At 70.8% G+C, this 26,200-nt stretch carries 25 protein-coding genes and 1 pseudogene; 11 read left to right on the forward strand and 15 right to left on the reverse strand.

The window, feature by feature from the left end; all coding sequences use genetic code 11:
• Positions 1–91 precede the first annotated feature (91 nt).
• The 6 genes from AB0G15_RS32655 to AB0G15_RS32680 all read right to left on the reverse strand — a co-directional run bounded on the left by AB0G15_RS32655 (position 92) and on the right by AB0G15_RS32680 (position 8,109).
• Positions 92–1,024 (reverse strand): hypothetical protein, encoded by a 933-nt coding sequence (locus AB0G15_RS32655; RefSeq protein ID WP_362847180.1) that lies wholly within the window; start codon positions 1,022–1,024, stop codon positions 92–94.
• Positions 1,021–3,879, reverse strand: coding sequence for a type I-U CRISPR-associated helicase/endonuclease Cas3 (gene cas3u, locus AB0G15_RS32660; RefSeq protein WP_362847182.1), 2,859 nt, complete (start codon positions 3,877–3,879; stop codon positions 1,021–1,023). The genes AB0G15_RS32655 and cas3u overlap by 4 nt, the downstream gene beginning before the upstream one ends.
• A complete protein-coding gene (csb2, locus tag AB0G15_RS32665) occupies positions 3,876–5,258 on the reverse strand; it encodes a type I-U CRISPR-associated protein Csb2 (RefSeq protein WP_362847185.1) in 1,383 nt (460 codons plus the stop codon). The genes cas3u and csb2 overlap by 4 nt, the downstream gene beginning before the upstream one ends.
• 5 nt (positions 5,259–5,263) lie before the next feature.
• Positions 5,264–6,433 (reverse strand): type I-U CRISPR-associated RAMP protein Csb1/Cas7u, encoded by a 1,170-nt coding sequence (gene cas7u / locus AB0G15_RS32670; protein WP_362847188.1) that lies wholly within the window; start codon positions 6,431–6,433, stop codon positions 5,264–5,266.
• Between the two features lie 247 nt (positions 6,434–6,680).
• Positions 6,681–6,821 (reverse strand): hypothetical protein, encoded by a 141-nt coding sequence (locus AB0G15_RS32675; protein WP_362847191.1) that lies wholly within the window; start codon positions 6,819–6,821, stop codon positions 6,681–6,683.
• Positions 6,822–6,993: 172 nt separating this feature from the next.
• On the reverse strand, positions 6,994–8,109 hold the full coding sequence (locus tag AB0G15_RS32680; protein ID WP_362847193.1) for a LacI family DNA-binding transcriptional regulator: 1,116 nt from the start codon (positions 8,107–8,109) through the stop codon (positions 6,994–6,996).
• 144 nt (positions 8,110–8,253) lie between these two features.
• Between AB0G15_RS32680 and AB0G15_RS32685 the strand changes: the two genes are divergently transcribed.
• The gene (locus AB0G15_RS32685; protein ID WP_362847196.1) at positions 8,254–9,564 is read left to right on the forward strand and encodes an MFS transporter; all 1,311 of its coding nucleotides are present in this window, start codon (positions 8,254–8,256) and stop codon (positions 9,562–9,564) included.
• Positions 9,565–9,644: 80 nt separating this feature from the next.
• Here AB0G15_RS32685 and AB0G15_RS32690 read toward each other — a convergent pair whose 3' ends face one another.
• A complete protein-coding gene (locus AB0G15_RS32690; protein WP_362847199.1) occupies positions 9,645–10,892 on the reverse strand; it encodes an ATP-binding protein in 1,248 nt (415 codons plus the stop codon).
• A 199-nt stretch (positions 10,893–11,091) separates the two neighbouring features.
• On the opposite strand from AB0G15_RS32690, the gene AB0G15_RS32695 reads away from it, so the two are divergent.
• From AB0G15_RS32695 to AB0G15_RS32710, 4 genes are all read left to right on the forward strand, one after another.
• Positions 11,092–11,277 (forward strand): helix-turn-helix domain-containing protein, encoded by a 186-nt coding sequence (locus AB0G15_RS32695; protein ID WP_362847202.1) that lies wholly within the window; start codon positions 11,092–11,094, stop codon positions 11,275–11,277.
• Positions 11,278–11,441: 164 nt separating this feature from the next.
• Complete coding sequence (locus AB0G15_RS32700) at positions 11,442–12,677, forward strand: MFS transporter (RefSeq protein ID WP_362847205.1); 1,236 nt, start codon at positions 11,442–11,444, stop codon at positions 12,675–12,677.
• 254 nt (positions 12,678–12,931) lie between these two features.
• A complete protein-coding gene (locus AB0G15_RS32705) occupies positions 12,932–13,162 on the forward strand; it encodes a hypothetical protein (protein ID WP_362847208.1) in 231 nt (76 codons plus the stop codon).
• A 40-nt stretch (positions 13,163–13,202) separates the two neighbouring features.
• The gene (locus AB0G15_RS32710) at positions 13,203–13,499 is read left to right on the forward strand and encodes a hypothetical protein (RefSeq protein ID WP_362847210.1); all 297 of its coding nucleotides are present in this window, start codon (positions 13,203–13,205) and stop codon (positions 13,497–13,499) included.
• 158 nt (positions 13,500–13,657) lie between these two features.
• Here AB0G15_RS32710 and AB0G15_RS32715 read toward each other — a convergent pair whose 3' ends face one another.
• From AB0G15_RS32715 to AB0G15_RS32730, 4 genes are all read right to left on the reverse strand, one after another.
• Positions 13,658–14,590 (reverse strand): acyl-ACP desaturase, encoded by a 933-nt coding sequence (locus AB0G15_RS32715; RefSeq protein ID WP_362847213.1) that lies wholly within the window; start codon positions 14,588–14,590, stop codon positions 13,658–13,660.
• 123 nt (positions 14,591–14,713) lie between these two features.
• The gene (locus AB0G15_RS32720; RefSeq protein WP_362847216.1) at positions 14,714–15,532 is read right to left on the reverse strand and encodes a DUF998 domain-containing protein; all 819 of its coding nucleotides are present in this window, start codon (positions 15,530–15,532) and stop codon (positions 14,714–14,716) included.
• Positions 15,533–15,631: 99 nt separating this feature from the next.
• Entirely contained in the window at positions 15,632–16,876 is a 1,245-nt protein-coding gene (locus AB0G15_RS32725) for a glycosyltransferase (RefSeq protein ID WP_362847218.1), read from the reverse strand.
• A complete protein-coding gene (locus AB0G15_RS32730; protein ID WP_362847221.1) occupies positions 16,873–17,703 on the reverse strand; it encodes a DMT family transporter in 831 nt (276 codons plus the stop codon). Before AB0G15_RS32730 ends, AB0G15_RS32725 begins: the two co-directional genes overlap by 4 nt.
• A 210-nt stretch (positions 17,704–17,913) precedes the next feature.
• Between AB0G15_RS32730 and AB0G15_RS32735 the strand changes: the two genes are divergently transcribed.
• Positions 17,914–18,315, forward strand: a complete 402-nt coding sequence (locus AB0G15_RS32735; RefSeq protein ID WP_362847224.1) for a lipocalin-like domain-containing protein — start codon at positions 17,914–17,916, stop codon at positions 18,313–18,315.
• A gap of 51 nt (positions 18,316–18,366) precedes the next feature.
• Here the strand turns inward: AB0G15_RS32735 and AB0G15_RS32740 are convergent, their stop codons facing one another.
• From AB0G15_RS32740 to AB0G15_RS32750, 3 genes are all read right to left on the reverse strand, one after another.
• On the reverse strand, positions 18,367–18,990 hold the full coding sequence (locus tag AB0G15_RS32740; protein WP_362847227.1) for a DedA family protein: 624 nt from the start codon (positions 18,988–18,990) through the stop codon (positions 18,367–18,369).
• A gap of 265 nt (positions 18,991–19,255) precedes the next feature.
• Entirely contained in the window at positions 19,256–19,729 is a 474-nt protein-coding gene (locus AB0G15_RS32745; protein ID WP_362847229.1) for a TspO/MBR family protein, read from the reverse strand.
• Between the two features lie 115 nt (positions 19,730–19,844).
• Positions 19,845–20,501 carry a VC0807 family protein gene (locus AB0G15_RS32750; protein ID WP_362847233.1) on the reverse strand — a complete coding sequence of 219 codons (657 nt, stop codon included), beginning with the start codon at positions 20,499–20,501 and terminating at the stop codon, positions 19,845–19,847.
• Positions 20,502–20,793: 292 nt separating this feature from the next.
• Between AB0G15_RS32750 and AB0G15_RS32755 the strand changes: the two genes are divergently transcribed.
• Positions 20,794–21,141, forward strand: a complete 348-nt coding sequence (locus tag AB0G15_RS32755) for a luciferase family protein (RefSeq protein ID WP_362847236.1) — start codon at positions 20,794–20,796, stop codon at positions 21,139–21,141.
• Positions 21,142–21,274: 133 nt separating this feature from the next.
• Here the strand turns inward: AB0G15_RS32755 and leuE are convergent, their stop codons facing one another.
• Entirely contained in the window at positions 21,275–21,937 is a 663-nt protein-coding gene (gene leuE, locus AB0G15_RS32760; RefSeq protein ID WP_362847239.1) for a leucine efflux protein LeuE, read from the reverse strand.
• A 981-nt stretch (positions 21,938–22,918) separates the two neighbouring features.
• Here leuE and AB0G15_RS32765 point away from each other — a divergent pair.
• The 4 genes and pseudogenes from AB0G15_RS32765 to AB0G15_RS32780 form a co-directional block, all read left to right on the forward strand.
• Positions 22,919–23,305: a cellulose binding domain-containing protein gene (locus AB0G15_RS32765; RefSeq protein WP_362847241.1), complete on the forward strand. Its 387-nt coding sequence runs from the start codon at positions 22,919–22,921 to the stop codon at positions 23,303–23,305.
• A 78-nt stretch (positions 23,306–23,383) separates the two neighbouring features.
• A pseudogene (locus AB0G15_RS32770) lies at positions 23,384–23,494 on the forward strand (hypothetical protein); the annotation flags it as partial.
• 66 nt (positions 23,495–23,560) lie between these two features.
• Complete coding sequence (locus tag AB0G15_RS32775; RefSeq protein WP_362847244.1) at positions 23,561–24,760, forward strand: glycosyl hydrolase family 18 protein; 1,200 nt, start codon at positions 23,561–23,563, stop codon at positions 24,758–24,760.
• Between the two features lie 184 nt (positions 24,761–24,944).
• Positions 24,945–26,200: cellulose binding domain-containing protein (locus AB0G15_RS32780; protein WP_362847246.1), on the forward strand; the 1,256-nt coding region annotated here is incomplete at its 3' end.

Below are 26,200 nucleotides of genomic sequence, written 5' to 3' on the forward strand. Positions count from 1 at the left end.
TCTTAACCGGTTCCCAGGAGAGGCAGGCTTGGCGAGGGGCGGTGGCGTGCTGTGCATTTTTCAAATGACAACTCGTGCGTACGTGCAGAGACTAAACGATCTTTACGGGAAAGGGAGCGAGGACGCCGTCGAAGGTGCGGCCAGGGATGCGTTGGCGTTCTGCGCCGTAGACGTTGAAGACGCCGAGGGCCGGCCACTCGGCGGAGTCGACTGTAGGGACGCGGTTGTGAGGGGCGAGGGCGGGATGGTCGAGGAGGCACCTTACGGAGGGGAGATCGAGGGCGGGGCGCCAGAGGGGCCACAGTATGACGGAGGTGGAACTGGTTCGGTGCCAGAGGGTGGCGCGGAGGCGGTGGCCGTCGCCGATGACGCGGAGGAGGGGCAGGGCCATGGTGGCTAACCAGGTTGCTCCGGGGACGCCGCTTTCCCGGCTACGACCTTCGGTGTCGTCGCTGCTGCTGCGCAGCACCCGGTGGTCGAGGTATTCGCCAGTGAATCCCTCGACACGTCGCCAGCCGATGAGGGCTTCCAACAGCCGCTGAGGCTCGTTCCGTACCGCCTCCAGGGGTTTCTCAAAGAACGTCCGTAGCTTCTGCTGCCCGCTGGGGGCGGTGAACGGTGTGATGGCGCAGCGTCCCTGCTTGTCGAGGGCGAGGTCGGTGACCAAGGATGGCAGCCAGGTTTCCACCGCCTCGGGATGGCTCGCCATCAGCTGGTGGAAGTCCTCGCGAGATCGGCGCAGCGGGTCCTTTCCCGAACCCGACGGCGGTGGGAAACCGGCTCCGCCGTCGGGGAGGACGGCCGCGTCGGGAATCGACGCGACGACACCGTGCAGGGCGTCCGCTATCTCCTCGGCCGTCTTGTACGGGCTGTGCAGGATCGCGCAGGCGGTGGTGTCGGAGAAGGAGAGTGTCGTTGGCACGCGGCAGATGTCGGCGCAGACGCGCAGGAGGCCTAGGGCGGCGAGGAAGCCGAGCGGGTCTCGTCCGTCGAGAGCGGGGAGCTCAGTGCTGAAGGTCGTCATGTCCGCTCCTCGCTGAGGGCCGAGCACCAGATGTCGGCCAGCCGGACCACGGCTTCCATCCGGGCGAGCCCCCATCGGCCGTAGCGCTGGTTGAGGCGTTCGAAGCGGCCCGGAGACGTCCAGTCGACCGACCGGGAGGTGTCGACCTCGATCGGCCGGCCGTCCCGCTCGATTTTGGTGGTCGGCGCGGGGTCGACAACCGAGGGGAACAGTGGGCGGCTCCGTCCGTGGTGGCTGGCGACGAGGTGCAGGACCAGGTCGTGGTCGACGTCGCGTACGTCGGCCAGTAGCGCTGTCGCGATCTGGGCGGAGAGCACCTCGTGGCGCATCGGGCCTGGGTAGGACGCTCTCTGGCGGGCCTGCCGGAAGGCGGCGCGGTCGCCGGGGTTCATGCCCGACTTCGCCAGCGGTTCGTCACTGGCCGCTGCCGCCCAGCGGTCGCCGCCGTGGAGCATGACCTGGAAGCGCGGGTCGCGTTTGCCCTCGTCATGCCAGAGGGCGGCCAGCCCGACGGCCTGGATGACCTCCGGCTCCATGCCCAGGTTGCGGGCGAACTCCTCGGCCTTCTCCGCCACCTCTTGTTGGTGGACGGTCAGTGAGAGCTTCGCGGAGGAGATGGAGGATCCCGCGGCGGTGGTGTCTTCGCGGAACGCGGTGGTTCCGAAGGATAGGAGGAGGGTGCCGGTGTCGATGTGGTCGATCAGCCGACCCTGGGGGCGGCTGGTGAGCCGTCTGAGCATCGTCAGGTGAGGCAGCTCGTCCTGACCCGGTTGAGGTTTGCTCAGCGTGGATCGGAGCGACAGCATGGGGTTCGGTGCGGGGGCGTCCTGGTGGTCGGTTCGCAGGCGTTCGACCCAGGCCGTGACCTCGGGGGCGAGGTCGGGAGCATAGGTCTCCATGGCGCGGACCAGGCTCGGGCCGACGCGAATCGTCATTCCTCCTCGGAGGCCGGACTGCGCGAGGTCGGCGATGTCGATCGCGGGCTCACGGCTGTCGGGATGCCAGCCGTACTCGTCGCAGCCGCCGTAGGAGGTGGGGACGACAATGAGATCGGATGCGCGGATCTTCGCAGGGCCGACCACTTCGGCGCTGTCGCGTGAGCGGTAGCGCAGCACGGACCTGCCGCCGGGTAGGACGGGGACGTCGGGGAGGTGCTCGGCCTCCAGGTCGCTGATGTCGTCTCCGCCGGGCTCGCCGCTGAGCCAGCGTTTCACAGCGGGAAGCGGCAGCTCGATGCTCTCGGCCGAGGTCAGCGGCACCAGGCCGACGAGGTCGGGCCACAAGTCCGTGTTGTCGGGGAGGTCACGCCAGACCACCGTCACCTGGGCTGTCTCCCGCTCGATGCCATGCAGGTAGGGGGCCACGGGGATGTCGTTGAGGGGAATCGGTGAGGTGCGGGCCCAGACGTCCAGGTGGGCGCGGCCCAGGAAGGGGACGTAGGAGCGGGGCTCGCGTAGCGTCGCCCACTGGCCTGGGGGCATGGCTCGCACCAGTGCGCGCAGTGCCGAGGGGAAGACGTCCATGCCCGCCGGTTCGGCGGGGAGCCGCGCCTTCTGTGAGTGGGAGAGCGGTGTGCCGCCCTGCTCGCACAGCCAGGCCCAGGTCGCCGGACGGGCCGTGTCGTACACGCCGTCGGAATCCGCTGAGCCGTGCAGCACGATCGCAGAGGCCACGGTCTTCTGGTCACCGAGGCGGTTCAGGCGGCCGAGGCGCTGGATGAGTGCGGGCAGCGAGGACGACTCGGTCACGAGTGCGTCCAGGTCGATGTTCGCGCCGACCTCGATCGTCTGGGTCGTCACGACGAACATCGGCTCGGCGGACGCGCGGTCGCGGCCCGCCCTGATGCGCTCGTAGTGGTTGGACAGCAGGTAGTCGCGGTCTAGCGGACGAATCTTGCCGGTCAGCAGCACGCAGCGGCTCTCGCGGTCGGTGCGCAGGAGTTCGAACACGGCCCGCGCTCGCGCCACGGTGTTGACGACGACACCGACGACTGGGTGTTCGCGGTGCAGCTCCCGCGCCCAGTGGGCAAGAGCCTCGGGCATCACCTTCGCCGTGTTGGCCTTGGTGGTCGGCACCTCCACCAGGTGGAGCCGTTTGGAAGCCTTCAACCGCTTGGACGCCTCCCGATGGTTCTCGTCCGCCTCGGTGATGCCGTGCACGTGGGCGGTGTCGGCCTCGGGGCTGGCGGACATGCTGACCATGGTCGGACGGATCGGGGCCGGTGTCTCGTCGCAGGTCGTGGCCTCGCGCACGCTGGCCAGGAACGCCTCCGAGAGGTGGGCCTCGTCCACCACGATCAGGCTGTCGGTGCCCACCAGCGCCGCGTCGATCGGGCGCAGGTGTTCCCCGACGCCGTAGCCGCGGAAGAGGAACCGGCTGCCCACCTGGTCGACGGTCCCGACGACGATCGCGTGCCGGTCGGGCCGCTCGACCCACCGCCACGACCAGTTGACCCCGCCGCGCATCCGGGTGACCTCGACCGGCGTCCCGGCGGTGTCACCCTCCATCCGGAGGGCAGTGGCGACCTTGGCCGCGAGGCTCCCTCGTTCGGAGGTGCGGAGAGCTTCGGCGATAGAATCGGCGTGCCGATACGCCTCGTCGACGATGAGCCGACGGTCGACGACGAAAAAGACGCGCCTGGGAACCCCAACGCGAGCCTGAACCCTGCCAAGGGCCGCCGCGAAGAGGGCGACGTCGATCACGGACGTTTTGCCTAGGCCCGTGGGGACGTCGATCAGCTCCGGCCAGCCCTCTTCGACCACCCGCTTGAGAAGCTCGAATTGCCAGGGGAAGGGCTCATACCCATGGACCTGCTTGTAGAAGGCGGGAAAGTCCGTGACAGTGAAGGCGCTCATCCGGAGACCCCCTCGGGGACGAAGAGGCCGAGGCCGAGGTAGCGCAGGGAGCCCGCGATCACCGGCCCCACCACCGGCCGGTCGAAGACGACCCGGGTGTGCACGATGGGCTTCTTCGGCCGGTTGGACGGGAGGGACCCCGGGCGGGGCCGCCAGATCGCCCCGCGCGTCAGCGGTGCCGTCGAGACCTCGACATCCACGACATCGGGGAAACCGGCCCGGCGCAGCGACTTGGCGACCATCTGCTCGTACGAGCGGCCGGGACGGGCGAAGCTGTCGGTCATCATCGGGGTGGCCGTGACCCAGGTGCGGGTACCCTCCGCCCGGCCGGTCCACCGGCCGCGACGCAGGGTGCGCAGGTTCTGACCCTGGCCGAGCCGCACCGGCTCACCGGGCCAGGGAGTGAGCCGGGTCAGCGGGTCGGCCATGACGGCCTTGGCCAGCCGGTTCCAGTCTTCGGCGGGCATGTGGCGAGGGAGTGCCAGCGCCACTCCGAGAAGGTGGCCGTCGGAGTGCTCCTGCTCGACGTCGGGAAGCGCGAGGAAGGCGACATGGGTCCTGTCGTCGGCCCCGTGCCCGCTCACCTGTGCGGGGATCGGCTCGGTGACCCTGGACATGACGGCCTTGCGCAGGGCGAGCGTGAGCCGGGCGACCTGGTCGCCGCTGACGCGGGCGCTGGGCCGCTCGAATCCCCAGACGATCAGGTCGTCCCAGGGGGAGAGATGCGTCGGGACGGGTTCTTCCGTCACCACGACCGGCGAGTACGGCAGCGCCCGCGCGGCCTCCCACGCTCTCCCACCACGGTCGTAGGCGTCTCGGAGCGCGTCGGTGTATCCGACGTAGGGCACGCGCAGCTCGATCGCGCCGGGGGTGCCGAGCGCGACCGGGGCCAGCTCCGACCAGGCCGGTTCGTCATCGGGGAGGTAGCCGGTCACGGTCACCTCGGCCTGGCTGGTCGAGCGGCCGACATACGGCACCCGGCGGGCCAGGGCGCCGAGCTTGGCGAGCACGCCGGGGTCGGGGTCGGCGCCCGGCCACACCACGGCGAACCGGTCGGAGGCCGGGGTGATGAAAGCGCGGCTGCGTGCCCCGTTCGTGCGGCCCGGCCAGCTCTGGCTGCCGCTCTTCTGCTCGGTCTGGTTCGTCACCACGTAGGAGTCGGTCCTGCCCGGCCGCGCATCGTCCATGGCCGCGCGCACCACCGGCGCCCCGGCGCGTTCGAGCCAGCGCAGGGCGTCCCAGTCGTCCGCCTGCACCGCCGAGGCGGCTAGGGCGCAGAACAGCCGGGCTGGGTGAGGGGGCCATTCGGCCCGGCTGGGCCGCATGTCACCGGCGTCGTAGCGGCCATGGCGCAGCCGCACCGTGAGAGTGAGCGCCACGATTGCTACTCCTCGTCGGCGGCGGACTGGGCGAAGGCGAACTCGATCGCCTGCTGAAGCGAGGGGATCGGGGTGACCTCGATCGTGTCGTCGGCCATCGGCACACCCAGCCGGGCCGCCTCGTCGCGCAGCTCGTGGTAGGCGTCCAGCGCCTCTCGTACGGACACCTCAAGCTCGTCGACGCTGCCGCCGGGAAGCTCCAGGCCGACCGTCTCGGACGCCTTGGCCAGGTCGCAGCCCGAACGCAGCCAGACCGACGGGCGCCCGAACGCCAGCCGGTCGCCGACGAGGGTGAGGGCGGCGAGTGTGGCACGGCCGGCCACGCAGGCTTCGGCCGAGGCGTCGCCGAAGCGCAGGCGCTCAAGGCCCGCGAAGGAGATGCTCGCGATCCGGCGGATCTCCTTGACCGTTGCTCCGCCCGGCACCGGGTTGGGGGCGATGTTGCCGTGCCCGATCTCGCTGAGCTTGCCGCCCTTCTTCTTCTCCCCGTCGGCGACGAACTTCCAGTGGTTCTCCGCCTTGGCCTTGTCGTCGACCGAGCCGGTGAGATTTTGCGGGTCGAGGCGTCCGCCGCGTCGCGCGGCGAAGTGGGGGGCCACGCCGTACATGGTCGCGGTGTAGAGGCGGGCGAACTTGGGCCAGCGGCCCTTGCGGTGGGAGTCCCACGCGCCGAGCACGAGGGACAGGGGCTCCCGCTCGAACAGCGGCCGGACGTCGGTCACGCTGACGGCGCGGAGCCGCTCGCCGATCGCGCTCTGATCGAAGCGGACCCCTCCGATTGTGCTGTCGCGCAGGTAGGCGTCGGCGTAGCGGTGGGGGAAGTCGAGCGAGGTCAGCCGGATCTCGCCCCGGGACGTCTTCGTCCGGAGCTCGAACATCGGCAGGGTGAGACGGCCCCCGTCGCGGGCGTCGCGCAGGGCCTCCTCCAGCCGGTTGGACTGGGACTGCTCCTGGTCGATCGTCACCGTCCCGACCCGCTCGCCGTCGACCAGGCGATCGGCAATGACGTACTTCTTCGTGAGGTCCTTCTCGTTCTTGTCGACGGGGAAGGTGGGGGGCATCACGACGTTGCCCTCACCGCCGACCGGTTGATATCTGGCCTGCACCACCAGCGCCGTGTGCTTCCTGTCATCGCCGAGCGCATCCAGAAGACGCGCCGAAAGGCTCGTGCTCACCGCGAACACCTCTCTGTGTTGCCTGACCGCGAGAAATTGCTTTGGGAGAGAGTGGCAGGCGGGACCGACAGGATTGGATCTGCCTGCGATACCGCAGTCATGAAGACCGCGGAAGCGTCCTGTGCGTCACTGCGGACAATCGCCACAGAACCGCAATGAGACCGCGAGATCAGCAGAATTCGGATATCGCGGAAATATCGCCCATCCGTGAAGTGGTGTCGATTTAGTGGGCGAACGTGGGTGGCCCCTAGACGTGGACCGAGACCTGGATCGGCTGGCCGGGGCGGCGGCGCAGCCAGATCGTTGCCGAAATCGCCGCTGCGATGATCGTCAGCGGTACGAGTATTTTGATCTTGCTCTGCTGCCTGTTGGCAGTGTGTTCGCCCATGGCGGCACTCCGTCCTCGGAATCGTTGGGGTATTTCCGAGTTGTGAGAGTATCGGGCAAGAGGCAAGAAGGTCTGAAAATAGGAAAATTGGCCCTACTTACACGCTGCCTGCGCACCATTACTACAGAGAAGCCGTATTTCCTGAGCCGTCCGGGTAGGAAAGTCCGCTTTCTCAAGGACGCAGAGTGGAGGCACGGCTGACCAGGTGCCAGGCGACCTCGTCGTCCCGGTCGGCCGGGGTGGGGTGGCCGAGGGCGATGCGGGCGCAGCGGGCGCCCTGGTCGCGAAGGGACTGGGCGACGGTGGTGAGACCGGCGGAAGCGGCGGCGCCGGAGTCGTCCCAGCCGCTGAGGGTGAGGTCGCCGGGCACGGTCAGGCCCAGGCGGGTGGCGGCGCGCAGGACGCCGAGGGCCAGCTCGTCGCTCATTGCGGCGATCGCGTCGCAGGCGTGCGGGCCGGTGAGCAGCTCGGCCGCGAGTGTCTCGGCCTCCCGCGCGCTGTTGGTGGAGCAGACGGCCACGCGGACCCGCGACCAGTCGCCGCCGGTCTCGGCCCAGGCGTCGCGGTAGCCGCGCAGGCGCTGTCGGGTGACCCGGAAGGTCGAGGCGTCCGGGTCGACCCCGCCCGGAGGCAGGGTGCCCGACCCGGCGGGCGCGGCGTCGTCCAGGGGCGCGCCGCATGTGACGCCGGACAGCCTCGCGCGGTCGAGGGGGAAGCTCAGCACCCCGGGCCGCCGCGCCCCCGCGAAGACCTCGCGGCCGACGGCCGCCGCCGCGGCGCGGTCGTCGGCGGCGACGAAGGAGAGGCCGTCGCGGCGCGGGCCGCCGTGGACCACGGCGGGCAGGCCGGTGGCGGAGATGGCGTCGATGACGGGGTCGTCGTCGGCGGTCGTCCAGACCACGAAGGCGTCGACGGCCGCCTCGGTGACCCGGTCGACGTCGGAGGGACTTCCGGTGACGGGGACGAGCGTGAGCGCCATGCCGTGGTCGGCGCAGACCTGCGCGACGCCGGACAGGAAGCGGGTCGCCTGCGGGTCGTCGAAGGCGTAGGTGAGGTGCTCGCCCAGGACGACGCCCAGGTTGCCGGTCCGGCCGCTGCGCAGCGAGCGCGCGCCGGGGTGCGGGCCCGGGTAGCCGAGGCGCTCGGCGGCCTCGCGGACCTTGGCCCGCGCCTCGTCGGAGACCCGGCCCGGCCGGCCGTAGGCGTACGAGACGGTCATCACCGACACCCCTGCCGCGCGGGCGACCTCGGCCATGGTCACCCGGCGTCGCGCCGCCCGTCCGCTCATGGGCCGAGGATAGCTGTGTATCGATACACAGCCGTTTTGTGTATCGTTACACACATGTCAGGAGGAATGGGCGGAGTCCGGGCGCGTACCGCTTATATGGGGTTCGCCGCGTTCGGTGCTTTCTGGGGGGTGTGGGGTGCCTCGGTGCCGACGATCCGTGCTCAGGCGCAGCTGAGCGACGGGCAGCTGGGCACGGCGCTGCTGTTCGTCGGGGCGGGGGCGCTGCCCGCGATGCTCGTCACCGGCAGGGCGGTCGACCGCTGGGGGCTCCGGGTGGCCGCGTTCCTGCTGGTGACGCTCGGTGCGGTGGGGACGCTGGTGGCCGTGGCGGGACGCGACTTCTGGAGCCTGTCGGCGGGACTGGCGCTGCTCGGCGCCTCCTCGGGGGCGGCCGACGTCGCGATCAACTCGGCGGCGGCCTCGGCGGAGCGGGCGTCCGGCCGGCCGGTCATCACCCGCGCGCACGGCACCTTCTCCGCCATGGTGGTCGCCGGCAGCCTCTCCACCGGGCTGCTGCTCGGCGGCCTGGGACTGCCGGTCGTCGTGCCGTTCCTGCTGGTCGCGGGGGCAGCGGCCGGCGCGGCCCTCGGCGTCGTGGCCGACCGGCGGGCCGCCTCGGCCATCGGGAGGACCGTCCCGGACACGGCGGGAGTCCACCCGGCCGCAGGGAGAGCCGTTCCGGAACCGGCGAGGGCCGCCCCGGTCGGCGAGGGGGCCGTCCCGGACCTGGTGGGGGAGGACCCGGTCACCGGGAGGACCGTCCCGGACGCGGCGGGGGCCGCCCGGGGCGGCGAGCGGCGGGGGAGCCGAGGGCGCAGGGGACAGCCGGGACACGCCGTGCGCCTGTTCCCTTTGCTCGTGGTCGGCGGCCTGGGCGCGCTCGCCTTCGCGGTGGAGAACGCCCACCAGAGCTGGGGCGCGGTCTACCTGGCCGACGTGGCCGGCGCGGGTCCCGCGCTCGCCGCGGCCGGCCCGGCGGTCTTCGCCGCCGTCGTCGCCCTCACCCGCTTCGCGGCCGGCGCGGTCGGCTCCCGGCACGCCGCGACCGTGCTCGTCTGCGGCGCCGCGACGGCCGCGGCCGGGACCGCGCTGGTGTCCGTCGCGACGGCAGTCCCGGCGGTCCTGCTGGGACTGTCCCTGGCCGCCGCCGGCACGGCGGTGCTCTTCCCCATGCTGATGGGTGTCGTCGCGGCACACGTGGGCGAGGCGGCGAGGGGGAGGGCGACGTCCGTGGTCACCACCGTGGCCTACCTGGGATTCCTCGCCGGGCCTGTCTACGTCGGGCGCTGGGCCGAGACGACCGGCCTGCCGGGGGCGATGGTGGCCGTCGCCGCGCTGGCCGCCGCCCTCGCGGTCCTCACCTGGCCGTCGCTGCGCTCGGCCGTCGGTGACGGTTCCCCGTGGGACCGCGGTGACCTTCACCGTGCGGAGAAGATCAGCGGTCGAACCTCATGACGCCCATCTGGCCCCTGCCGGTTCGCCCTCGTGGCCTGCGTACAAGGTTTCCCCGGTACGTAAGCGCTTGATGGAGAAGGTCATTTACTGCCCGTCGTCCACAATGCGGAGATCGGTAGGCAGGAGAGCCCGTCGCCGAAACTCAGGGAATCCTGGCCGCAGTAGAGAACGAACCCGGCACGCAGCCGGGATCCGAGTTTGCGCTGCAGGAGGCGCAAGCCTCGAAAGTCCTCGGAACGCACGGTCTCCGAAGCCTTGACCTCAATGCCGATGATCTCGCCCGCATTGTTCTCGATGATGCCGTCGACCTCGTATTGATCTCGATCTCGATAGTGATAGAGCCGTGCGGAGGTCTGAGACCAGGTCAACTGCCGCGAGATCTCGCCGAGGACGAAGTTCTCCAGCAGCCCTCCGGTGAGAGAGTCACTGACGGCCCCGGCACTCAGATATCCGGCCAGCCCCGTGTCGACGAAGAGCATCTTCGGTGTGGCGACGGCCCGGGTGGTCGTGTTGGCCGACCAGGCAGGGATGAGGCGGATCAGATAGATGGTTTCCAGGATCTCCACGTATTTGCGGACAGTGGGTGTGGAGATGCTCAGTTCGGACCCGAGCCGACTGAGATTGAGCAACCCTCCGATCTGCGCCGCGAGAAGCGCGAGGAGTCTTCGCATGTCGTCGGTGCGCTCGATGTCGGCCACCTGCTTGACGTCTCTGCTGATCATGTCGGAGAGGTAGCCTTCGAAGAACCTGTGGCGACGGCGTGGCGTGTCTCTCCTGACGGCTTCCGGATAGCCGCCCCTGATCGCCCGCGACAGGTAGTCCTTGCGACGGAACTCGCGCGGTTCGGCCCGGAGGTCGGAGCCGAGGTCGAATGCCGCGTCAACGAATCCGTCGGGCTCGTCATCGATCTCTCCCTGGGAGAGCGGCCACAGCTCGATCGTCTCCGATCGTCCTGGCAACGCGTCCGGGATGCTTCGCAACGCGAGCAGGCGCGCGGAACCGGTGAGCAGGAACCGGCCGGGGCGAGGCTCCCGGTCGACCAGGTGCTTGATGGCGAGCCAGAGGTCTGGAACGCGTTGCACCTCGTCGATGAGCATCAGACCGTCGTGACGGATGAAGCGGACGGGGTCGTCGATCGCCGCCGCGCGGACGGCCGGGTCGTCGAGGAAGCGTGCGACGCTGTTGGTGACCTGGTCGAGGACCCGCTCGGCGAGAGTGCTTTTTCCCACCTGGCGGGCACCGCTGATCACGATGACACGAGTGTCCTGGAGTGCGTCACAGACCAGCTCCGTCGCACGTCTCGGTGTGTATTCGATCCCCTGTCGCATGGGGAAACAGTAACGCCGACTTTCGATCTGCCGAAGAGTTGCCTTTCGATCTGCCGAGCCGATTGCTTTCAATCTGCCGAAGGTCTGCCTTTCGATCTGCCGAGATTCCGAGATTCCGAGGTGCCGGATGGCGCTCAGGAGTTCTGCTCCGGCGCTGTCGTGCACCCCGGGCCGCTGTCCGCCCGCCTAGCCTGGGGATATGGCCAACAATGAGCTGGGAGACCTTCTGCGCGCACGCCGTTCGGGCCTGCGGCCAGAAGACGTCGGCATGACGGCCTACGGGGTCCGCAGGGTCGCCGGACTGCGGCGCGAGGAGGTCGCCGTTCTGGCCGGTATGAACGCCGACTACTACACCAGCCTGGAAGCAGGGGCGAGAACGCCGTAGGGAGGCCGGCTTCGGACGACGGCGGTTCGTGGCATAAGGTAAATGGCTGTCGCGTTCCACAGGGACGCACACGATGACCGCTCGGCGGCCGCGCAAGCGGTATCAACCCCGGTCGAAGCCCGCTATCCCGGTGGGCTCCCGAACCGGGCGGAGTCTCCGTCTGGATGATGGACGGAGAGACGTTGACCTCGTACGCCGCCGTGCTCGGCTCGCCCGGAGCCTGGCGCTTCCTGCTTCCCGCCTTCGTCGCGCGCCTTCCGAACGCGATGCTCCAGCTCGGCGTGCTGCTGCTCGTGCACTGGTCCACCGGCTCGTACGGCGCGGCCGGGGTCGCCGCCGCCGTGGCCGCGGTGGCGCCCGCGCTGGTCGGCCCGAGGACCGGGCGGCTCGCCGACCGGTACGGCCAGGCGAGGGTGCTGGTCCCGCAGGTCGCCGTGCACGCCGTCGCGCTGGGCACCCTGCTCGTGCTCGCCTCGGTACACGCCTCCGCGGTTTGGCTGGTGGCCGTCTCGGCGCTGGCCGGGGCGACGATGCCGCAGGTCGGCTCGATGGTCCGCGCCCGCTGGGCGCACGTGCTCGGCGGGTCGGGCAGGCTGGACACGGCCTTCGCCCTCGAATCCATCACCGACGAGCTGACCTTCACCCTCGCCCCGGTGCTGCTCGTGGCCATCTCGACCGGGTTCTCACCGGTATGGGCACTGTCGGTGGCGCTGGTCATGGTCGTGGTGGGGACGCTCGCGTTCGCCGGGGTCCGCAGGGGCGCCCCCGAACCGATGCCGGTCCTGGTCCGTTCCCAGCGCGGCGTGCTGCGGCTGCGCGGGGTGGCCGTGCTCGCGCTGGCCTTCGTCGCCCTCGGCACCGTCTTCGGCAGCCTGCAGGTCGGCGTCACCTCCTATACCGCGGCCCTCGGCCAGGCCGCCGCCGCCGGACCGGTCTACGCGAGCTTCTCCGGCGCCAGCTTCGTCGGGGGCATCCTGTACGGCGTGGTCCGCTGGCGGATCGGCGCCCCGGTCAGGCTGGTCGCCGCGTTCGGCCTGCTCTCCGCGGCCACCGTCGCGCTGACGCTCGCCGGATCGGTCCCGCTGCTGTACGCCGGGGCCGCCGTGGCCGGGTTCGTCATCGCCCCGGCCGTCATCACCGGCTACACCCTGGTCGAGGGCCTCATCCCGGCCGAGGTGAGGACCGAGGCGTTCACCTGGCTCAACGGCTCCGTCGGCGTGGGCATCGCCGCGGGCGCGGCCGTCGCGGGCCAGCTCGTGGACCGCTTCGGCGCGGCGTTCGCCTTCCTCGTCCCCCCGGTCACCACCGGCCTGGCCGCCCTGCTCGTGCTGGTCTTCCTGCGCCGCCTGCGGCCGGGGGCCGGCCGCGCCCCGGCACGCGACCTGGTCGCCACGGTCTGAGAAGCACCGGGCCGGGAGGCCGACCACCTGTCAGCCGGGTCGTCGACCTGCCGGGACGGTACAGCCAGGTCATGTCCGACGAATCTTGCGTTGTCGGAACAGCCGGACACGCCCAGTGCGGGGATCTTCTATGCTCCGTACCTCCGCGTGTTGCGGGGCAACGGGCACGACGACGAACGGACACCGGTGACATACACACTCCAGGAAGTCGGGACGAACGAGCTACGTGCGCTGCCCGGAGAGGTGGTGGCGGCATGAGCGGCCTTGGGAGGTGGAGCCTCGGTATCGGCGTCGGGCTCCTGGTCGTGGCCATGCTGTGCAGGGCGCTGAACCTGATCCCGGTCACGGTGATCACCGGCCTCCTGGGCCTGATCGCGCTCGGCATGGCGGGGTACGACGCACTCTACGAATGGCAGGGCCGGATCAACCTGCGCCGTCGGGAAGCCAGGGCCCACCGGGAACGTGAAGGCCGCCAGGGCCGCTGAACCGCGGTGCGGGACCCACGCGGGCTGGTACAAATGCGGCATGAGTGAATCCGTCGGGTTTCCCCCGCCGCCGAACGTGCCGTCGGCCCGGCGTGTCCACAGCCGGAGGTACCGCGTGTGGGCCCGCGCCCTCCTGTGGACGCCGATCGCGCTCACGGTGGCCGGTGTCGTCCTCGGCCTGGGGCTGTTCGCGGCCGCCGGCGCCGACCCGGCGTACGGTTCGTCCGCGCTCGGCTATCTCGGCCTCTTCGTGTGGGGCGGCCTCGTGGTCCTGTCGCCGGTCCTGCTCGGGTCGTTCGTCGCCGGGCTGGTCATGCTGATCCGCGCGCGCGGCTGAGGTCGCGGCGGGACACGGCTCCGCCTCGGCACGCTCCGTGGAGCGTGCCCGGTGACCGGGCGACGGCGGTCGACGCCGGGCCACCGCGAAGCGGACGCCGCGGTGGCCCGGACGGGGACGAGGTACCGCGGGGAGGGGCGCGGTGGCCGGAGGAGGAATCAGGCGCCGGCGGCCTGGCGGGCTCGGCGGGCCTCGCGGCGCTCGACGAAACGGGAGGCGGTGACCTCCAGCTTGCCGAGGAAGTCGGAGAGCTCCTCGCGGGCCTTCTCGCCCTCGGCGCCGAGGTTCTTCATGTTGAACACGTCCCACTGGCGCAGGACCGGCTGCAGGACGTCGTCGATGTGCAGGCGCAGGTCGTAGATGCCCGCGTTGGCGATGGTCATGGCCTTGCGGGTGAAGCCCTCGATGCCGGTTCCCGGCATCTGGAAGGTGGTGACGACGTCGGTCACGGCGCGCATCGTCTGGTCGGGGGCGAGCTGGAAGGCCGCGTTGAGCAGGTTGCGGTAGAAGAGCATGTGCAGGTTCTCGTCGGCGGCGATCCTGGCGAGCAGCCGCTCGCAGTTCGGGTCCTCGGAGGCCTTGCCGGTGTTGCGGTGCGAGATGCGGGTGGCCAGCTCCTGGAAGGAGACGTACGCCACCGAGGCGAGCACGCCCTCGTAGGAGTTGGTGAAGCCCTCGCTCATGTGCACCATCCGGGCCCGCTCCAGCTCGACCGGGTCGACCGCGCGGGTGACCGTCAGGTAGTCGCGGATGGCGGTGCCGTGGCGGCCCTCCTCGGCGGTCCAGCGGTGCACCCAGGTGCCCCACGCCGCGTCGCGGCCCAGGGTCGTGGCGATCTCGTGGTGGTAGCTGGGGAGGTTGTCCTCGGTCAGCAGGTTGACGATGAGGGAGATGCGGGCTTCCTCGGGAATCTTGGTGTCGGTCTCGACCCAGGCGTCCCCGCCGTAGAGGCCGTCGTAGTTCCGTCCCTCCGACCAGGGGACGTACTCGTGCGGGAACCATTCCTTGGCCACCTTGTGGTGCCGGTCCAGTTCCCCCGCGACGACAGGCTCAAGCTCGAGCAGCAGCTCGGTCTCACTGAACTCTCGCATCAGGTTTTTCTCCCTCGAAGACTACGCAACCGTAACCTACGTTAGCGTAGGTAAGACCTGATGGGTACGTGCCGCATGTCTCATTTACTCACTCGTGGGCGATTCAAGGGAGCCTCTTCGCCGTCAGCCGAGACCGATCGGCTGGCGAGAATACCGAGGGTCGTCCGGACCCGGGCGGTGAGGATGCTGAGGGCCGTCCGGACCCGGGCGGTGGGGATGCCGGGGGTCGTCCGGGCCCTGACGGCGAGGATGGCGGGTGTCGTCCGGACCCGGCTGGGCGGGGACCGTCGTGCCCCGCTCTCTCGCCGCCGATCGGTGGGCGGGATGACCGGCCACGCCGTCGCGGTGTCCCGGCCAGAGGGCGGCCAGGAGGATCAGCGTCATCTCGGAGAGCACCAGCAGCCGTTCCGCCAGGCCGTAGTGGTCGGCGCCGTCGATCAGGTCCGAGACGAGCGAGCCCGGGTGGGCGGCCAGGAACCAGGCGAGGAACACCGCCGACAGGACGGAGACCGTCGCCAGAGGCCCGTTCCCCGTCCGGCGGCCGAGCATCCACCCCGCGCAGGGCAGCGCGGTGAAGACCACGGCCGCCGACCAGCGGTGGATCTCCCCGGCGATCGAGACGACGCCGGGCGCCGCGTCGGTGGGGAACGCGGCGGTGAGGAGGAGTCCCAGCGCCGAGGCCACGAACAGCGCGCGCGAGGCGGCACCGCGCACCGGCGCCACCCGGGCCAGCAGGTACGCGACCCAGAGGCAGCCCACAGCCAGGGCGATCGTGCCGCCCACCATGGCCCAGGCGCTGTCGTCGCGCAGCGCGTAGTCGCTGATCAGGCCGTTCATCGGGTCCACCGTGTCGGCCGCGACCAGGTGCGCGTAGCCCATCGCGGCCAGGGCGGACAGCGGCCCGGCCACGCCGGGCCAGCGGGACGGCGGGCCCTCGTTCACCGCGCCACCTCCCGGTGTGCCGCTTCGGAGTTCATCGCGCCACCTCCCTGCGGACCGTCTCGAGGTCCGGTCCCACCTCCCGGCGGACCGTCTCCGGCCTCATCGCGCGACCTCCTGGTAGATCCGCTCGAACCTGGTCAGGGAGGCCTGGTGGTCGTGGGTCAGCGCGATGGCGCGGCTCGCGGCGCCCATCGCGGCGCGCGTCCCGGGGGAGGCGAGCAGGGCGCCCAGGTGCCGGGCCAGTTCCAGGACGTCGCCGGGCCGGAACAGGTGGCCGTTCTCGCCGGGCCGTACCAGGTGCGGCAGGGCCATCGCGTCCGCGGCGACGACCGGCAGGCCGCTGGCCATGGCCTCCAGCGTGGCGATGCTCTGCAGCTCCGCGACACCCGGCATGGCGAAGACGTCACCGGCGGCGTACACCTGGGGCAGCGTCTCGTCGGGGACGAACCCGAGGAAGGACACCCGGTCCCCGACCCCGATCCGGTCGGCCAGCCTGGCGAGCGCGGCCCGCTGCCCGCCGGTTCCGGCCAGGGCGATCTGCGCGTCGGTGTGGACGAGCACGTGCGGCAGGGCGCGGACGAGTTCGTCCAGGCGCTTCTCCTCGTCCAGCCGGCCGACGAACACGATCGTGTCCCGGTCGGGCAGGCCGAAGGCCCTGCGGGCCCACGCCTTCGGCTCGGCGCGCGGCTGGAACCTCGCCAGGTCGATGCCGCAGGAGATGGGTTCCACCGGCGGGCCGAAGCCCTTGCCCGTGAGCAGCCCGGCCGCGATCTCGGTGGGCGTGGTGACGCGGTCGGCCCTGGAGAAGACGCGGTTGAAGTCCTTCCAGGCCAGCGCGCCCGCCCTCTCGCGGAGCCGTCCGGGGATGTGGGCGAACTGGAAGAGGTTGTCCGGCATGAAGTGGTTGGTCGCCACGACCGGGACGCCGGCGCGCCGGGAGGCGGAGATCGCCGCGCGGCCGACGACGAAGTGCGCCTGCACGTGGACCACGTCCGGGGCGATCCTGTCGATCAGCCGGTCCAGCCGGGCCGGCACCGCGACCCGCATGGTGGGGTGGACCAGCACCGGCGCCGAGCGCAGCCGGTGCACGGTCACCCCGTCCATCTGCTCGGTCCTGGCCGGTCCCTCGTCCGAGGCGCACACCACGTGGACCTCGTTCCCCCGCTCGGCCAGGCCCTGGGCGAGCCGGTGGGCGAAGTAGGCGGCGCCGTTCACGTCCGGCGGGTAGGTGTCGGCCCCGATCAGCACCCGGCGGGGCCGGGTGGCGAGAAGGGCCGGGGTCCGCACGGGGGTGTGGGTGTACAGGGGGGCGGTGGCCGGCATGACCATCGGTGCTCCGTTCATCGTGCTGTCACGTCAGGTGAGGGGGACATCGGGGTGGTACGGGCCAGCGCGACGGTCCCGGCGGCGGTGAGCGCGGCCGCCGCCAGCGCGGTGAGCGTGCTCGCCGCGCCGGTCGGCAGGGGCTCGCCGAGCAGGAGGGCACCGAAGGCGACGGCGGTGAGGGGATCGGCCACCTGCAGGGCGGCGAACGCCACGCCGAAGTGGCCGACGGCGTAGGCGCGCTGGAGCAGCGCCAGCGCGATCACGGCGGGCATCGGGACGGCGAACAGGAACCACGGCTCCCAGTCGCCGTCGACCAGGACGCGGGTGAGCGTGGCGGTCGCGCCGTACAGCACGCCCGCGCCCGTGGCGAGCAGGCAGGCCCGTGCGGCGGGGGCGGCCCGCCTGGCGAGGGCCCACAGCGCCAGGGCGGCGGTGGCCGCCCCCGCGAGCAGGGCCACCGCCTCCCAGGTGCTGAGGTGGGGGTCACCGCCGTGCTCGGGCACGACCAGCACCAGGCCGATCAGCCCGATGGCGATCACCGCCGCCGAGGCCAGCTCGCCGGACCGCGGCCTGCGGCGTTGCAGGGCCGCGGCGCACGGCAGGGCGAACAGGAGGCTGGCCACGCCCATCGGCTGCACCAGGGTGAGCGGGCCGTACTTCAGCGCGACGATGTGCAGGGCCGTGCCGGCCGCGATGGCGAGGCCGCCGAGCAGCCACCGGGGGCGCCTGGCCAGGTACCGGAGACCGGCGCGGGACGTGCTCGCCGCCTCGAACTGCTGCAGAGCGGCGCCGAGTGCGAAGAACAGGGATCCCAGCAACGCCAGGCCGGCCGCGAGCACGGTCATGCACACTCCTTCCAAGCAGATGAAGACATGGCGAGATGACCGGATCGCCTCGAGGAGGCGTCCGTTGAGGGGTTCGGGATGAACAGTCGAAGCGTCCCGTGCGGGAAGGTGCCGGAGCCATAGGGGTTCACCCTGACTTCGCAGGGAATTCCCCGAGATTCGCGTCGGGGCTGTTGACCTGCTGGCTTCTCTTATCGTAGTTTCTCGGGCATGGATCTCGTGGGCGCCTGGCACCTGGTCGAGTGGCGGATCGTCGGTGCCGGCGGGCGGGTCTCACACCCCTTCGGCACGGACGCGGTGGGCCTGCTCTGCTACACCCCCGACGGCCACATGAGCGTGACGGTCGCGCGGGCCGGGCGCGCCCCGCTGCCCGGCGCCGGCCCGCGGCAGGCGCCCCCGGAGGCGCTGGCCGAGGCGTTCACGTCGTTCTTCGCCTACGCGGGCCGCTACGAGGTGCGCGACGGCCACGTCGCCCATGACGTCGAGGTGGCGCTCAACCCGGCCTTCGCGGGCACCGTCCAGGTCCGGGAGCTGAACGCCGACGGTGACCGGCTGGTCCTGGCGGCCGGCGAGGACGGCCGGTGGCATACCCTGATCTGGAGGCGGTCGTGAGCGTCGTTCCTCGCGCCGGGGTACGGAGCTCCTCGGGAACGGTGTCCTTCGTCAGTCGCCGGAGGTGACCAGCTCCGCCTCCGGCGCGGTACCGCGCCGGCGGAGGTGGCGGACGGCCTCGACCACGACGGTGACCGCCAGGGCGATGCCGAGACCGAGCAGCAGGCCCTTGATCGGGTCGTGCTCGAAGGCCGCGCCGCCCACGTAGCCGATCACCCCCGAGTAGACCGCCCAGGTCACCGCGGCGAGGGCGTCGAAGAGGGCGAAGGAGCGCCGGGGATAGGCGACCGCGCCCATGGTCAGGGTGCAGGCGGTCCGGCCGCCGGGAATGTAGCGGGCCACCACGAGGACCAGCCCGCCCCGCTCGGCCAGCGCCCGCTCCGCCCAGGCGAACGCCTTGCGGCTGCGCCTGCCGTTGCGCAGCCGGTCGTTGGTGGTGCGCCCGATGGCGTACGAGATGTGGTCGCCCGCGAACGCGCCCACCGCGGCCACCACGATCACCAGGAGCAGGTCGGGCGCGCCGGTGGCGGCGGCGAACACCCCGGCCGTGATGACGGACGTCTCCGCCGGGACCACGGGGAAGAAACCGTCGAGCATCGCCAGCGCGAACAGCGCCAGGTAGATCCATGGGGATGTCATCACATCGTGCAGGACGTCGAGGATGGCCTGTGTCACGTCGGGCTCCAGCCGGGGGTCGCGAATGTCTCACGCAGCACGCTGACGGCCCGGTGATTCTCAGGGCATCAGGGAGGAACCCCGGTGTTCTCGGATCACATCCCTGAGATCACCGGGGGTCCGTGTCCCGTCGACTCTAGAAACCGGGCGGAGCCGGTCACATCGCCCGAACGGCCTGGGCCACCCCCCTCTCCGGTCGGGGGTCCCTCCTCCCCAGGGTGGACACCGGAGACCCCGGAGACCCCGGGGGCACCGGAGACACGGCTCAGTTGAGCTGCCAGATGGCGAGATTCAGCGAGGCCGCGTACGTCACCCAGAGCAGGTAGGGCACCAGCAGCCAGGCGGCCGGGCGGCTGATCCGCCGGAACATGACGATGTTGAGCACGATCGCGAGCCAGAGGACGACGATCTCCGCGAACGCCAGGCCGTACTGGCCGGCGCCGAAGAACAGCGGTGTCCAGGCGGCGTTGAGGACCAGCTGGACCGCGTAGACGCCGAGCGCCGGTGTCAGGCCGCGCGCCGACCAGGCGAGCCAGCCGGACAGGGCGATCATGACGTACAGGACCGTCCAGGCCGGGCCGAACAGCCACTGCGGCGGCGCCCAGGGCGGCCGCTCCAGCGACAGGTACTCGCCCCCGGCGTCGACGGCCGCCAGCGACCCCACCACCGCCACCAGCACGAGCGCGACGGCGAAGACCGGCAACCCGGCCCAGCGTTTCGGTTGATGCGCGATGACCATGGAGACCTCCCTGCCCCCTTATTCGCGCGTCTACCGCGCCGCGGTTTCCCGTAGGGGAACCGGATCCAGGCGGGGGTTCGGGCGGGTGGATGGAACGTTCCCGGGCGGGGCGGTTCTAGGCGGGCGGGGCGACGGCCGGGGTGGCGACGGGGTCGTAGTGCAGGCGGCGCAGCATCCGGCGGAAGGCGTACAGGGAGAAGGCCACCGCCAGGCCGCTGATCGCGGCCACGGCCGTGGTGCGGACCAGCAGGTAGGTGCCGATCGACTCGTGCAGCAGGAGCCAGATGCTCACCGCGGAGTTGGCCAGCAGCACGAAGGCCCACAGCAGGGTGATGCGCGCGAAGAACCGGCGGACCCGCTCGTGTTTCAGCACCGCCGAGGGCAGGTGGATGTAGTCGAGGGTCAGCTTCTGCACCAGCGGGCGGTTGAACCGCACCGAGGCGAGGAAGACCATGCTGATGCAGATCGTCCCGAGCTCCGGCTGGAGGAAGTAGATCACCGCGCTCCCGGTCCAGAACCCCAGCAGCGCCCGTACGGTGATCGCGATGACGGCGAGGATCATCGTGCCGGGCACGGGAATCCGCCGGACCAGCCGCCACCCCACCCCCGCGTACACCCAGGTGACCGCCGCGATCAGCGCGCCCTTCAGGCCGAGGAGGGCCAGCGCGGCGTAGAAGACGGCGAGGGGGGCGACGACGCCCTCCAGCAGCTTCGGTGCCGCCTGCCTGGCGAGAGCGGTGAGGCGGGGGAGGACGATGGGCTGGTGGCTCATGACGCTCCACGGGCTGGTGCGGTGGCAGGCGCTGGGCGTTCACGCCTACCCCGGCATGACACAAGCATGTCAGGCCGTCGCGAGGGGTTGCGGAGAGGATTGCTTCCGGTGTTCACCGGCCACTCACCGTACCTGACCCCGTGCCGTGCTCTCGTGAAAACAACTCAATAACACTGCAATAACGGATGAGACAGGTGCGGATCATTACGATTCACGAAAAGGATCACTATGCCGGTAACGGTTGAGAAACGGGAGCTTTCCTGATCGGGTCCGGTCCGCGACCATGAGAGGCATGGCAGTGCTGCGCACGCACGCGTTCCGCCGTTCCACCGAGGGTGTCGAGAATGTGGCCGCCCAGCTCGTCCGCTGGCCGGACCTGGCGCTGAAACGCACCAGGAAAGGGCTGGGATTCCGGGCCGGCGGCAGGGAGATCGTCAGGATGTCCGGCGATCACACCGCGGAATTGCTCCTCACCAAACCCATGATCGACAAATGGGCGCGGGTGCTCACCGACTGCCATCGGATCACCCCCGGCGCCGACGCCGGGTGGGTGGCCATGTCCATCGAGGGCCGGGCCGACGCCGAGCTGTTCCTCTCGCTCGTCAGCGTCGCGATCAAGGTCAACCAGAGCCAGCGGTAACCGTCGTCGTCCGGGCCCGCGGTAACCGGCGCCGGCCGAGGGCCGCGGTGGCGGTGTCGTCCGGGATTCGCGGTAACCGGTGTCGTCCGGGTTCGCGGTGGCCGGCGCCGGCCGAGGGCGGCGGTGGGCCGCGTCAGCCGAGGGTCGCTGTGGCGAGCCTCGCCCCGAAGCCGATGAACAGCGCGCCCACGCCCGTCCGCAGCCCGGTCGACAGTCCGCGGCGGGCCCGGAACTGCCCGGCCAGGAACGTCCCGCCGAAGATCAGCGCCGACAGGTAGAGGACGCTGAACAGCTGGCAGATCGCGCCCAGGATCAGGAAGGGCACCGCGGGGGTGCCGTAGGCGGGGTCCACGAACTGGATGAAGAACGAGATGAAGAACAGGATCGCCTTCGGGTTCATCAGGCTGACGATCAGGGCCTTGCGGAAGGGGTTCTCCGTGATCCCCTCCCGGCCGGGGGCCGCCTCCGCGGCCTCGCTCCCGGCGTCGGGCGAACGCCGCGAGCTCCAGGCCGACCGGAGCATCTGGAAGCCGATCCACGCGAGGTAGGCCGCACCGGCGTACCTGACGACGTTGAACAGGAGCGGCGTCGACTTCAGCAGGGAGGCGGCTCCCGCCGCCGCCAGCACCATCAGGACGGTGTCGCCGACGAAGACCCCCATCGCCCCCCGGTACCCCTGCCGCACCCCGCGCTGGGCGGCGGTGGTGAGCACGTACAGCGAGTTCGGGCCGGGCAACAGGATGATGAAGAAGGCGCCGACCACGTATGTCCAGATGTCGGTGATGCCGAAGAACACGTCGATACTCCAGGGGGCGTTACGGATGCGTCATTACCGTACCGCCTAAAGGTGCTTATCTCCCTTTCCGGGTTTCCGTGGGCGGGAGTGACGAAAGGGAGCGACGGGCGGGTGAGGGGTCGCCGTGCCGTTCCTCCGCGCGCCCGGGGGCGGGCGGAGGAACGTGCCCGGGCACGGCGCCGGAGGCCGACGTTTTTGGGCCTTGTGGTAAGGGTCTGTCAAGGCTACGATCGCGACAACTCTTAGGAAACTTTCCTAAAAGAAATGCCGACTGGGGGTACCCATGGCCCGTGCCTCCCCTCCGACCGATTCCAAGCTGCGAAAACTCGACGGCGGCGGCCGTCGCTGCTGAAGGTCCGACCGTCCGGACGCCTCACCCCCCAGGTTCCACGTCCATGGGAGCGATCATGCGGCGCACCTTTTCCTTACTTGTCCTGACTGCGGCTGCAAGCCCTCACCGCGGTCTGCCCACCCCCGCCCCCCTCGCCTCCGGCGACACGGCCGTTCCCGCCACCGCGATCCCAGCCGCGCCCGCAGTCGGCACGGCCGCCGGGGCCGCCATCGGTGCCGCCGTCGCCGCCCCCGCCCGTCCCGAGGCCCCAGGCCGGGGTTCGCGAGCCACGGGTGAACGCCGGCGCCCGGGAACCACGAGTGAGCACGCGCCCGCGGACGCCGCCGCCGAGCTCCTGATCCTCCCGGAGGGCGGGCGCGGCCCGTCCTCGAAGCGCCGGCACCGGATCCCGCCGGCACCGCACGCCGGTCGGCGGTGTCCAGAGCGCGTGACGGCGGCCCAGGCGCTGGCGGCCCGGTGACGACTCGCTGAACCCGGTGGTCTTCGGCGTCCCGCGCCGATCGACGGAACGCTCCCCCTGCCGGAGCCGTGCCCACCCCGCCGTACGGCCCGCGTCCACGTTCGCGCCCGCGCACCCCCCCGCGTGGCGCGGGTCGTACGGTCACCCCCACGGAATGCATGAGGTCAACGTGAAATTACGCGCCATCGCTCGTTCTCTCGTCGCCCTGGCGGCCCTCGTCCTGGCGATGACGGTCGCGCTTCCCGCCCAGGCCGCCTCGGCGACCGCCGTCTTCACCAAGACCTCGGACTGGGGTACCGGTTTCGAGGGCAAGTACACGATCACCAATGGTGGTACGACGACCATCAACGGCTGGTCGGTGGCCTTCGACCTGCCCTCGGGGGCGAACATCGGGTCCTTCTGGGACGCGTCGTTGTGTCGTAGCGGGCAGCGTTTCACCTTCACCAACCTCGGCTGGATCGGCACGTTGGCTCCGGGCGAGACCGCGAGTTTCGGGTTCATCGGCAGCACGGGCGGCTCGTCGCCGTCCAACTGCTCCCTCAACGGCGCCGCGTGAGGCGGCGGCAGCACCCCCGGAACGCCGGGCGCGCCCGGCACCCCGTCGGTCACCGGGACGACCAACTCCTCGATCTCGCTGTCATGGGGCGCCTCCAGCGGCACGGTCACCGGTTACCGCGTCTACGAAGGCAGCACGCAGCGGGCCCAGGTCACCGGCACCAGCGCGACGATCGGCTCGCTGGGCACGTGCACCTCGCACACGTACACGGTCAAGGCCTACAACGCCCAGGGCGAGTCGGCGGCCAGCGGCGCGGTGAGCGCCACCACCACCGGCTGCACCAGCGGTGCCCCCGGCAAGCCGGGCGCGCTGTCGGCGACCGGCGGCACGAACAGCGTGGCGTTGTCGTGGGGCGCGTCCTCGGGGACGGTGACGGGTTACCGGGTTTACGAGGGGTCCACGGTGAGGGCGACCGTGACCGGCACGAGCGCGACGGTGTCGGGGCTGGGCGTGTGCGAGGCGCACACCTACACGGTGGCGGCGTACAACTCCTCAGGCGAGGGCCAGAGGAGCGACCCGGCGAGCGCGACCACGAACGGCTGCACCGGCGGCGGCCCGCTGCCCAAGCACTTCCTCACCGGCTACTGGCACAACTTCGACAACCCGGCCGTCGAGCTGCGGCTGTCGGCGGTGCCCGACGAGTACGACCTGATCGCGGTCTCCTTCGGCGAGGCCACCGCCACCCCCGGTGAGGTCGTCTTCGGCGTCGACCCGGGCCTGTCCGCCTCCCTCGGCGGCTACACCGACGCCCAGTTCAGGGCCGACGTGCAGACCCTCCACTCCCGCGGCAAGAAGGTCATCCTCTCGGTCGGCGGCGAGGCGGGCCGCGTGCAGGTGGCCAGCGCCGCCGCCGCGACCAAGTTCGCCGACACCGTCTACGCCCTGATGCAGAGCTACAACTTCGACGGCGTCGACATCGACCTGGAGAACGGCCTCAACTCCACCTACATGGGCCAGGCGCTCCGGTCGCTGCGGGCCAAGGCGGGCGCGAACCTGATCATCACGATGGCGCCGCAGACCATCGACATGCAGTCCACCGGCGGCGAGTACTTCAAGCTGGCGCTGGCCATCAAGGACATCCTCACCGTCGTCCACACCCAGTTCTACAACTCCGGCTCCATGCTCGGCTGCGACCAGATGGCCGCCTACTCGCAGGGCTCGGTCAACTTCATGACCGCGCTGGCCTGCATCCAGCTGGAGAACGGCCTCCGCCCCGACCAGGTGGCGCTCGGCCTGCCCGCCGGGCCCGGCGCGGCGGGCGGCGGGATCGTCGCCCCCGCCCTGGTGAACCAGGCCCTGACCTGCCTGGCCACCAGGACCAGCTGCGGCAGCTTCGTGCCGCCGCGCACCTACCCCGGGATCCGTGGCGCGATGACCTGGTCCATCAACTGGGACGCCAGCAACAACTGGAACTTCTCCAGGACCGTCAAGCCGCACCTGGCGACCCTGCCCTAGCCCCGGAACCTCCTCACCTCCCGCCCCCGGACCCCGGCCCACCGACCTCCGAACCTGCCCGGCACCGCGCGACCCACGACCGGGCCGGGCGGGCCCCGGATCCCGTACCTCGAACACCTCACGTCCTCCGACCTCCCGGCACCTCGCACCCCCAACACCTCGCACCCCCAACCGAGGAAGAGCCATGAGATTTCGACGAACGCTGACCGCGGTCCTGGCCGCGCTCGGCATGTCACTCGGCCTGTCACTGGTCGCGACCCCCGCGTTCGCGGCACCCCCCACCGCCGTCTTCACCAAGACCTCGGACTGGGGTACCGGTTTCGAGGGCAAGTACACGATCACCAATGGTGGTACGACGACCATCAACGGCTGGTCGGTGGCCTTCGACCTGCCCTCGGGGGCGAACATCGGGTCCTTCTGGGACGCGTCGTTGAGTCGTAGCGGGCAGCGTTTCACCTTCACCAACGTCGGCTGGAACGGCACGTTGGCTCCCGGCGCGACCGCGAGTTTCGGGTTCAACGGCAGCCCGGGCGGCGCGACGCCGTCCAACTGCACCCTCAACGGCGCCGCGTGCGGCGGCGGCAGCACCCCCGGAACGCCGGGCGCGCCCGGCACCCCCTCGGTCACCGGGACGACCAACTCCTCGATCTCGCTGTCATGGGGCGCCTCCAGCGGCACGGTCACCGGTTACCGCGTCTACGAAGGCAGCACGCAGCGGGCCCAGGTCACCGGCACCAGCGCGACGATCGGCTCGCTGGGCACGTGCACCTCGCACACGTACACGGTCAAGGCCTACAACGCCCAGGGCGAGTCGGCGGCCAGCGGCGCGGTGAGCGCCACCACCACCGGCTGCACCAACCCGCAGCCCGGCAAGATGGCCGGAGCCCCGTACCTCTACATGGGCTGGGGCAACCCGCCCAACCCCGTGACCGTCATGAACGCCACCGGCGTGAAGTCCTTCACCATGGCGTTCATCCTGTCCAGCGGCGGCTGCAACCCCGCCTGGGACGGCAACCGGCCACTGACCGGCGGCACCGACCAGGCCGCGATCAACCAGATCAAGGCGGCGGGCGGCAGCGTGCAGGTCTCCTTCGGCGGCTGGTCGGGCAACAAGCTCGGCCCGAACTGCTCCACCCCGGCCGCCTTCGCCGGAGCCGTGCAGCAGGTCATCAACGCCGTCGGCCCGGCGGTCGTCGACTTCGACATCGAGAACACCGACGAGTTCGAGAACTACACCGTCCAAGACCGCATCCTCAACGGCCTGAAGATCGTCAAGCAGAACAACCCGAACGTCAAGATCGTCGTCACCTTCGGCACCGGCACCACCGGCCCGACCCCGGCCGGCGTCCGCCTGATCAACCAGGCCAGGGCACTGGCCGTGCCGATCGACAACTACACGATCATGCCGTTCAACTTCGGCGCCTCCAACATCTACAACGC

The organism is Streptosporangium sp. NPDC023825 (assembly GCF_040639575.1).
Classification (GTDB): domain Bacteria; phylum Actinomycetota; class Actinomycetes; order Streptosporangiales; family Streptosporangiaceae; genus Streptosporangium.

Bases quoted from the DNA above. Each gene is read 5' to 3' on its own strand.
- AB0G15_RS32695 (WP_362847202.1), top strand. From the start codon at position 11,092: ATGGCCAACAATGAGCTGGGAGACCTTCTGCGCGCACGCCGTTCGGGC.
- AB0G15_RS32745 (WP_362847229.1), bottom strand. From the start codon at position 19,729: ATGGTCATCGCGCATCAACCGAAACGCTGGGCCGGGTTGCCGGTCTTC.
- AB0G15_RS32655 (WP_362847180.1), bottom strand. From the start codon at position 1,024: ATGACGACCTTCAGCACTGAGCTCCCCGCTCTCGACGGACGAGACCCG.
- AB0G15_RS32675 (WP_362847191.1), bottom strand. From the start codon at position 6,821: ATGGGCGAACACACTGCCAACAGGCAGCAGAGCAAGATCAAAATACTC.
- AB0G15_RS32680 (WP_362847193.1), bottom strand. From the start codon at position 8,109: ATGAGCGGACGGGCGGCGCGACGCCGGGTGACCATGGCCGAGGTCGCC.
- AB0G15_RS32755 (WP_362847236.1), top strand. From the start codon at position 20,794: ATGGCAGTGCTGCGCACGCACGCGTTCCGCCGTTCCACCGAGGGTGTC.
- AB0G15_RS32690 (WP_362847199.1), bottom strand. From the start codon at position 10,892: ATGCGACAGGGGATCGAATACACACCGAGACGTGCGACGGAGCTGGTC.
- AB0G15_RS32730 (WP_362847221.1), bottom strand. From the start codon at position 17,703: ATGACCGTGCTCGCGGCCGGCCTGGCGTTGCTGGGATCCCTGTTCTTC.
- AB0G15_RS32735 (WP_362847224.1), top strand. From the start codon at position 17,914: ATGGATCTCGTGGGCGCCTGGCACCTGGTCGAGTGGCGGATCGTCGGT.
- AB0G15_RS32700 (WP_362847205.1), top strand. From the start codon at position 11,442: ATGATGGACGGAGAGACGTTGACCTCGTACGCCGCCGTGCTCGGCTCG.
- AB0G15_RS32750 (WP_362847233.1), bottom strand. From the start codon at position 20,501: ATGAGCCACCAGCCCATCGTCCTCCCCCGCCTCACCGCTCTCGCCAGG.
- AB0G15_RS32725 (WP_362847218.1), bottom strand. From the start codon at position 16,876: ATGAACGGAGCACCGATGGTCATGCCGGCCACCGCCCCCCTGTACACC.
- AB0G15_RS32710 (WP_362847210.1), top strand. From the start codon at position 13,203: ATGAGTGAATCCGTCGGGTTTCCCCCGCCGCCGAACGTGCCGTCGGCC.
- cas3u (WP_362847182.1), bottom strand. From the start codon at position 3,879: ATGAGCGCCTTCACTGTCACGGACTTTCCCGCCTTCTACAAGCAGGTC.
- AB0G15_RS32705 (WP_362847208.1), top strand. From the start codon at position 12,932: ATGAGCGGCCTTGGGAGGTGGAGCCTCGGTATCGGCGTCGGGCTCCTG.
- AB0G15_RS32715 (WP_362847213.1), bottom strand. From the start codon at position 14,590: ATGCGAGAGTTCAGTGAGACCGAGCTGCTGCTCGAGCTTGAGCCTGTC.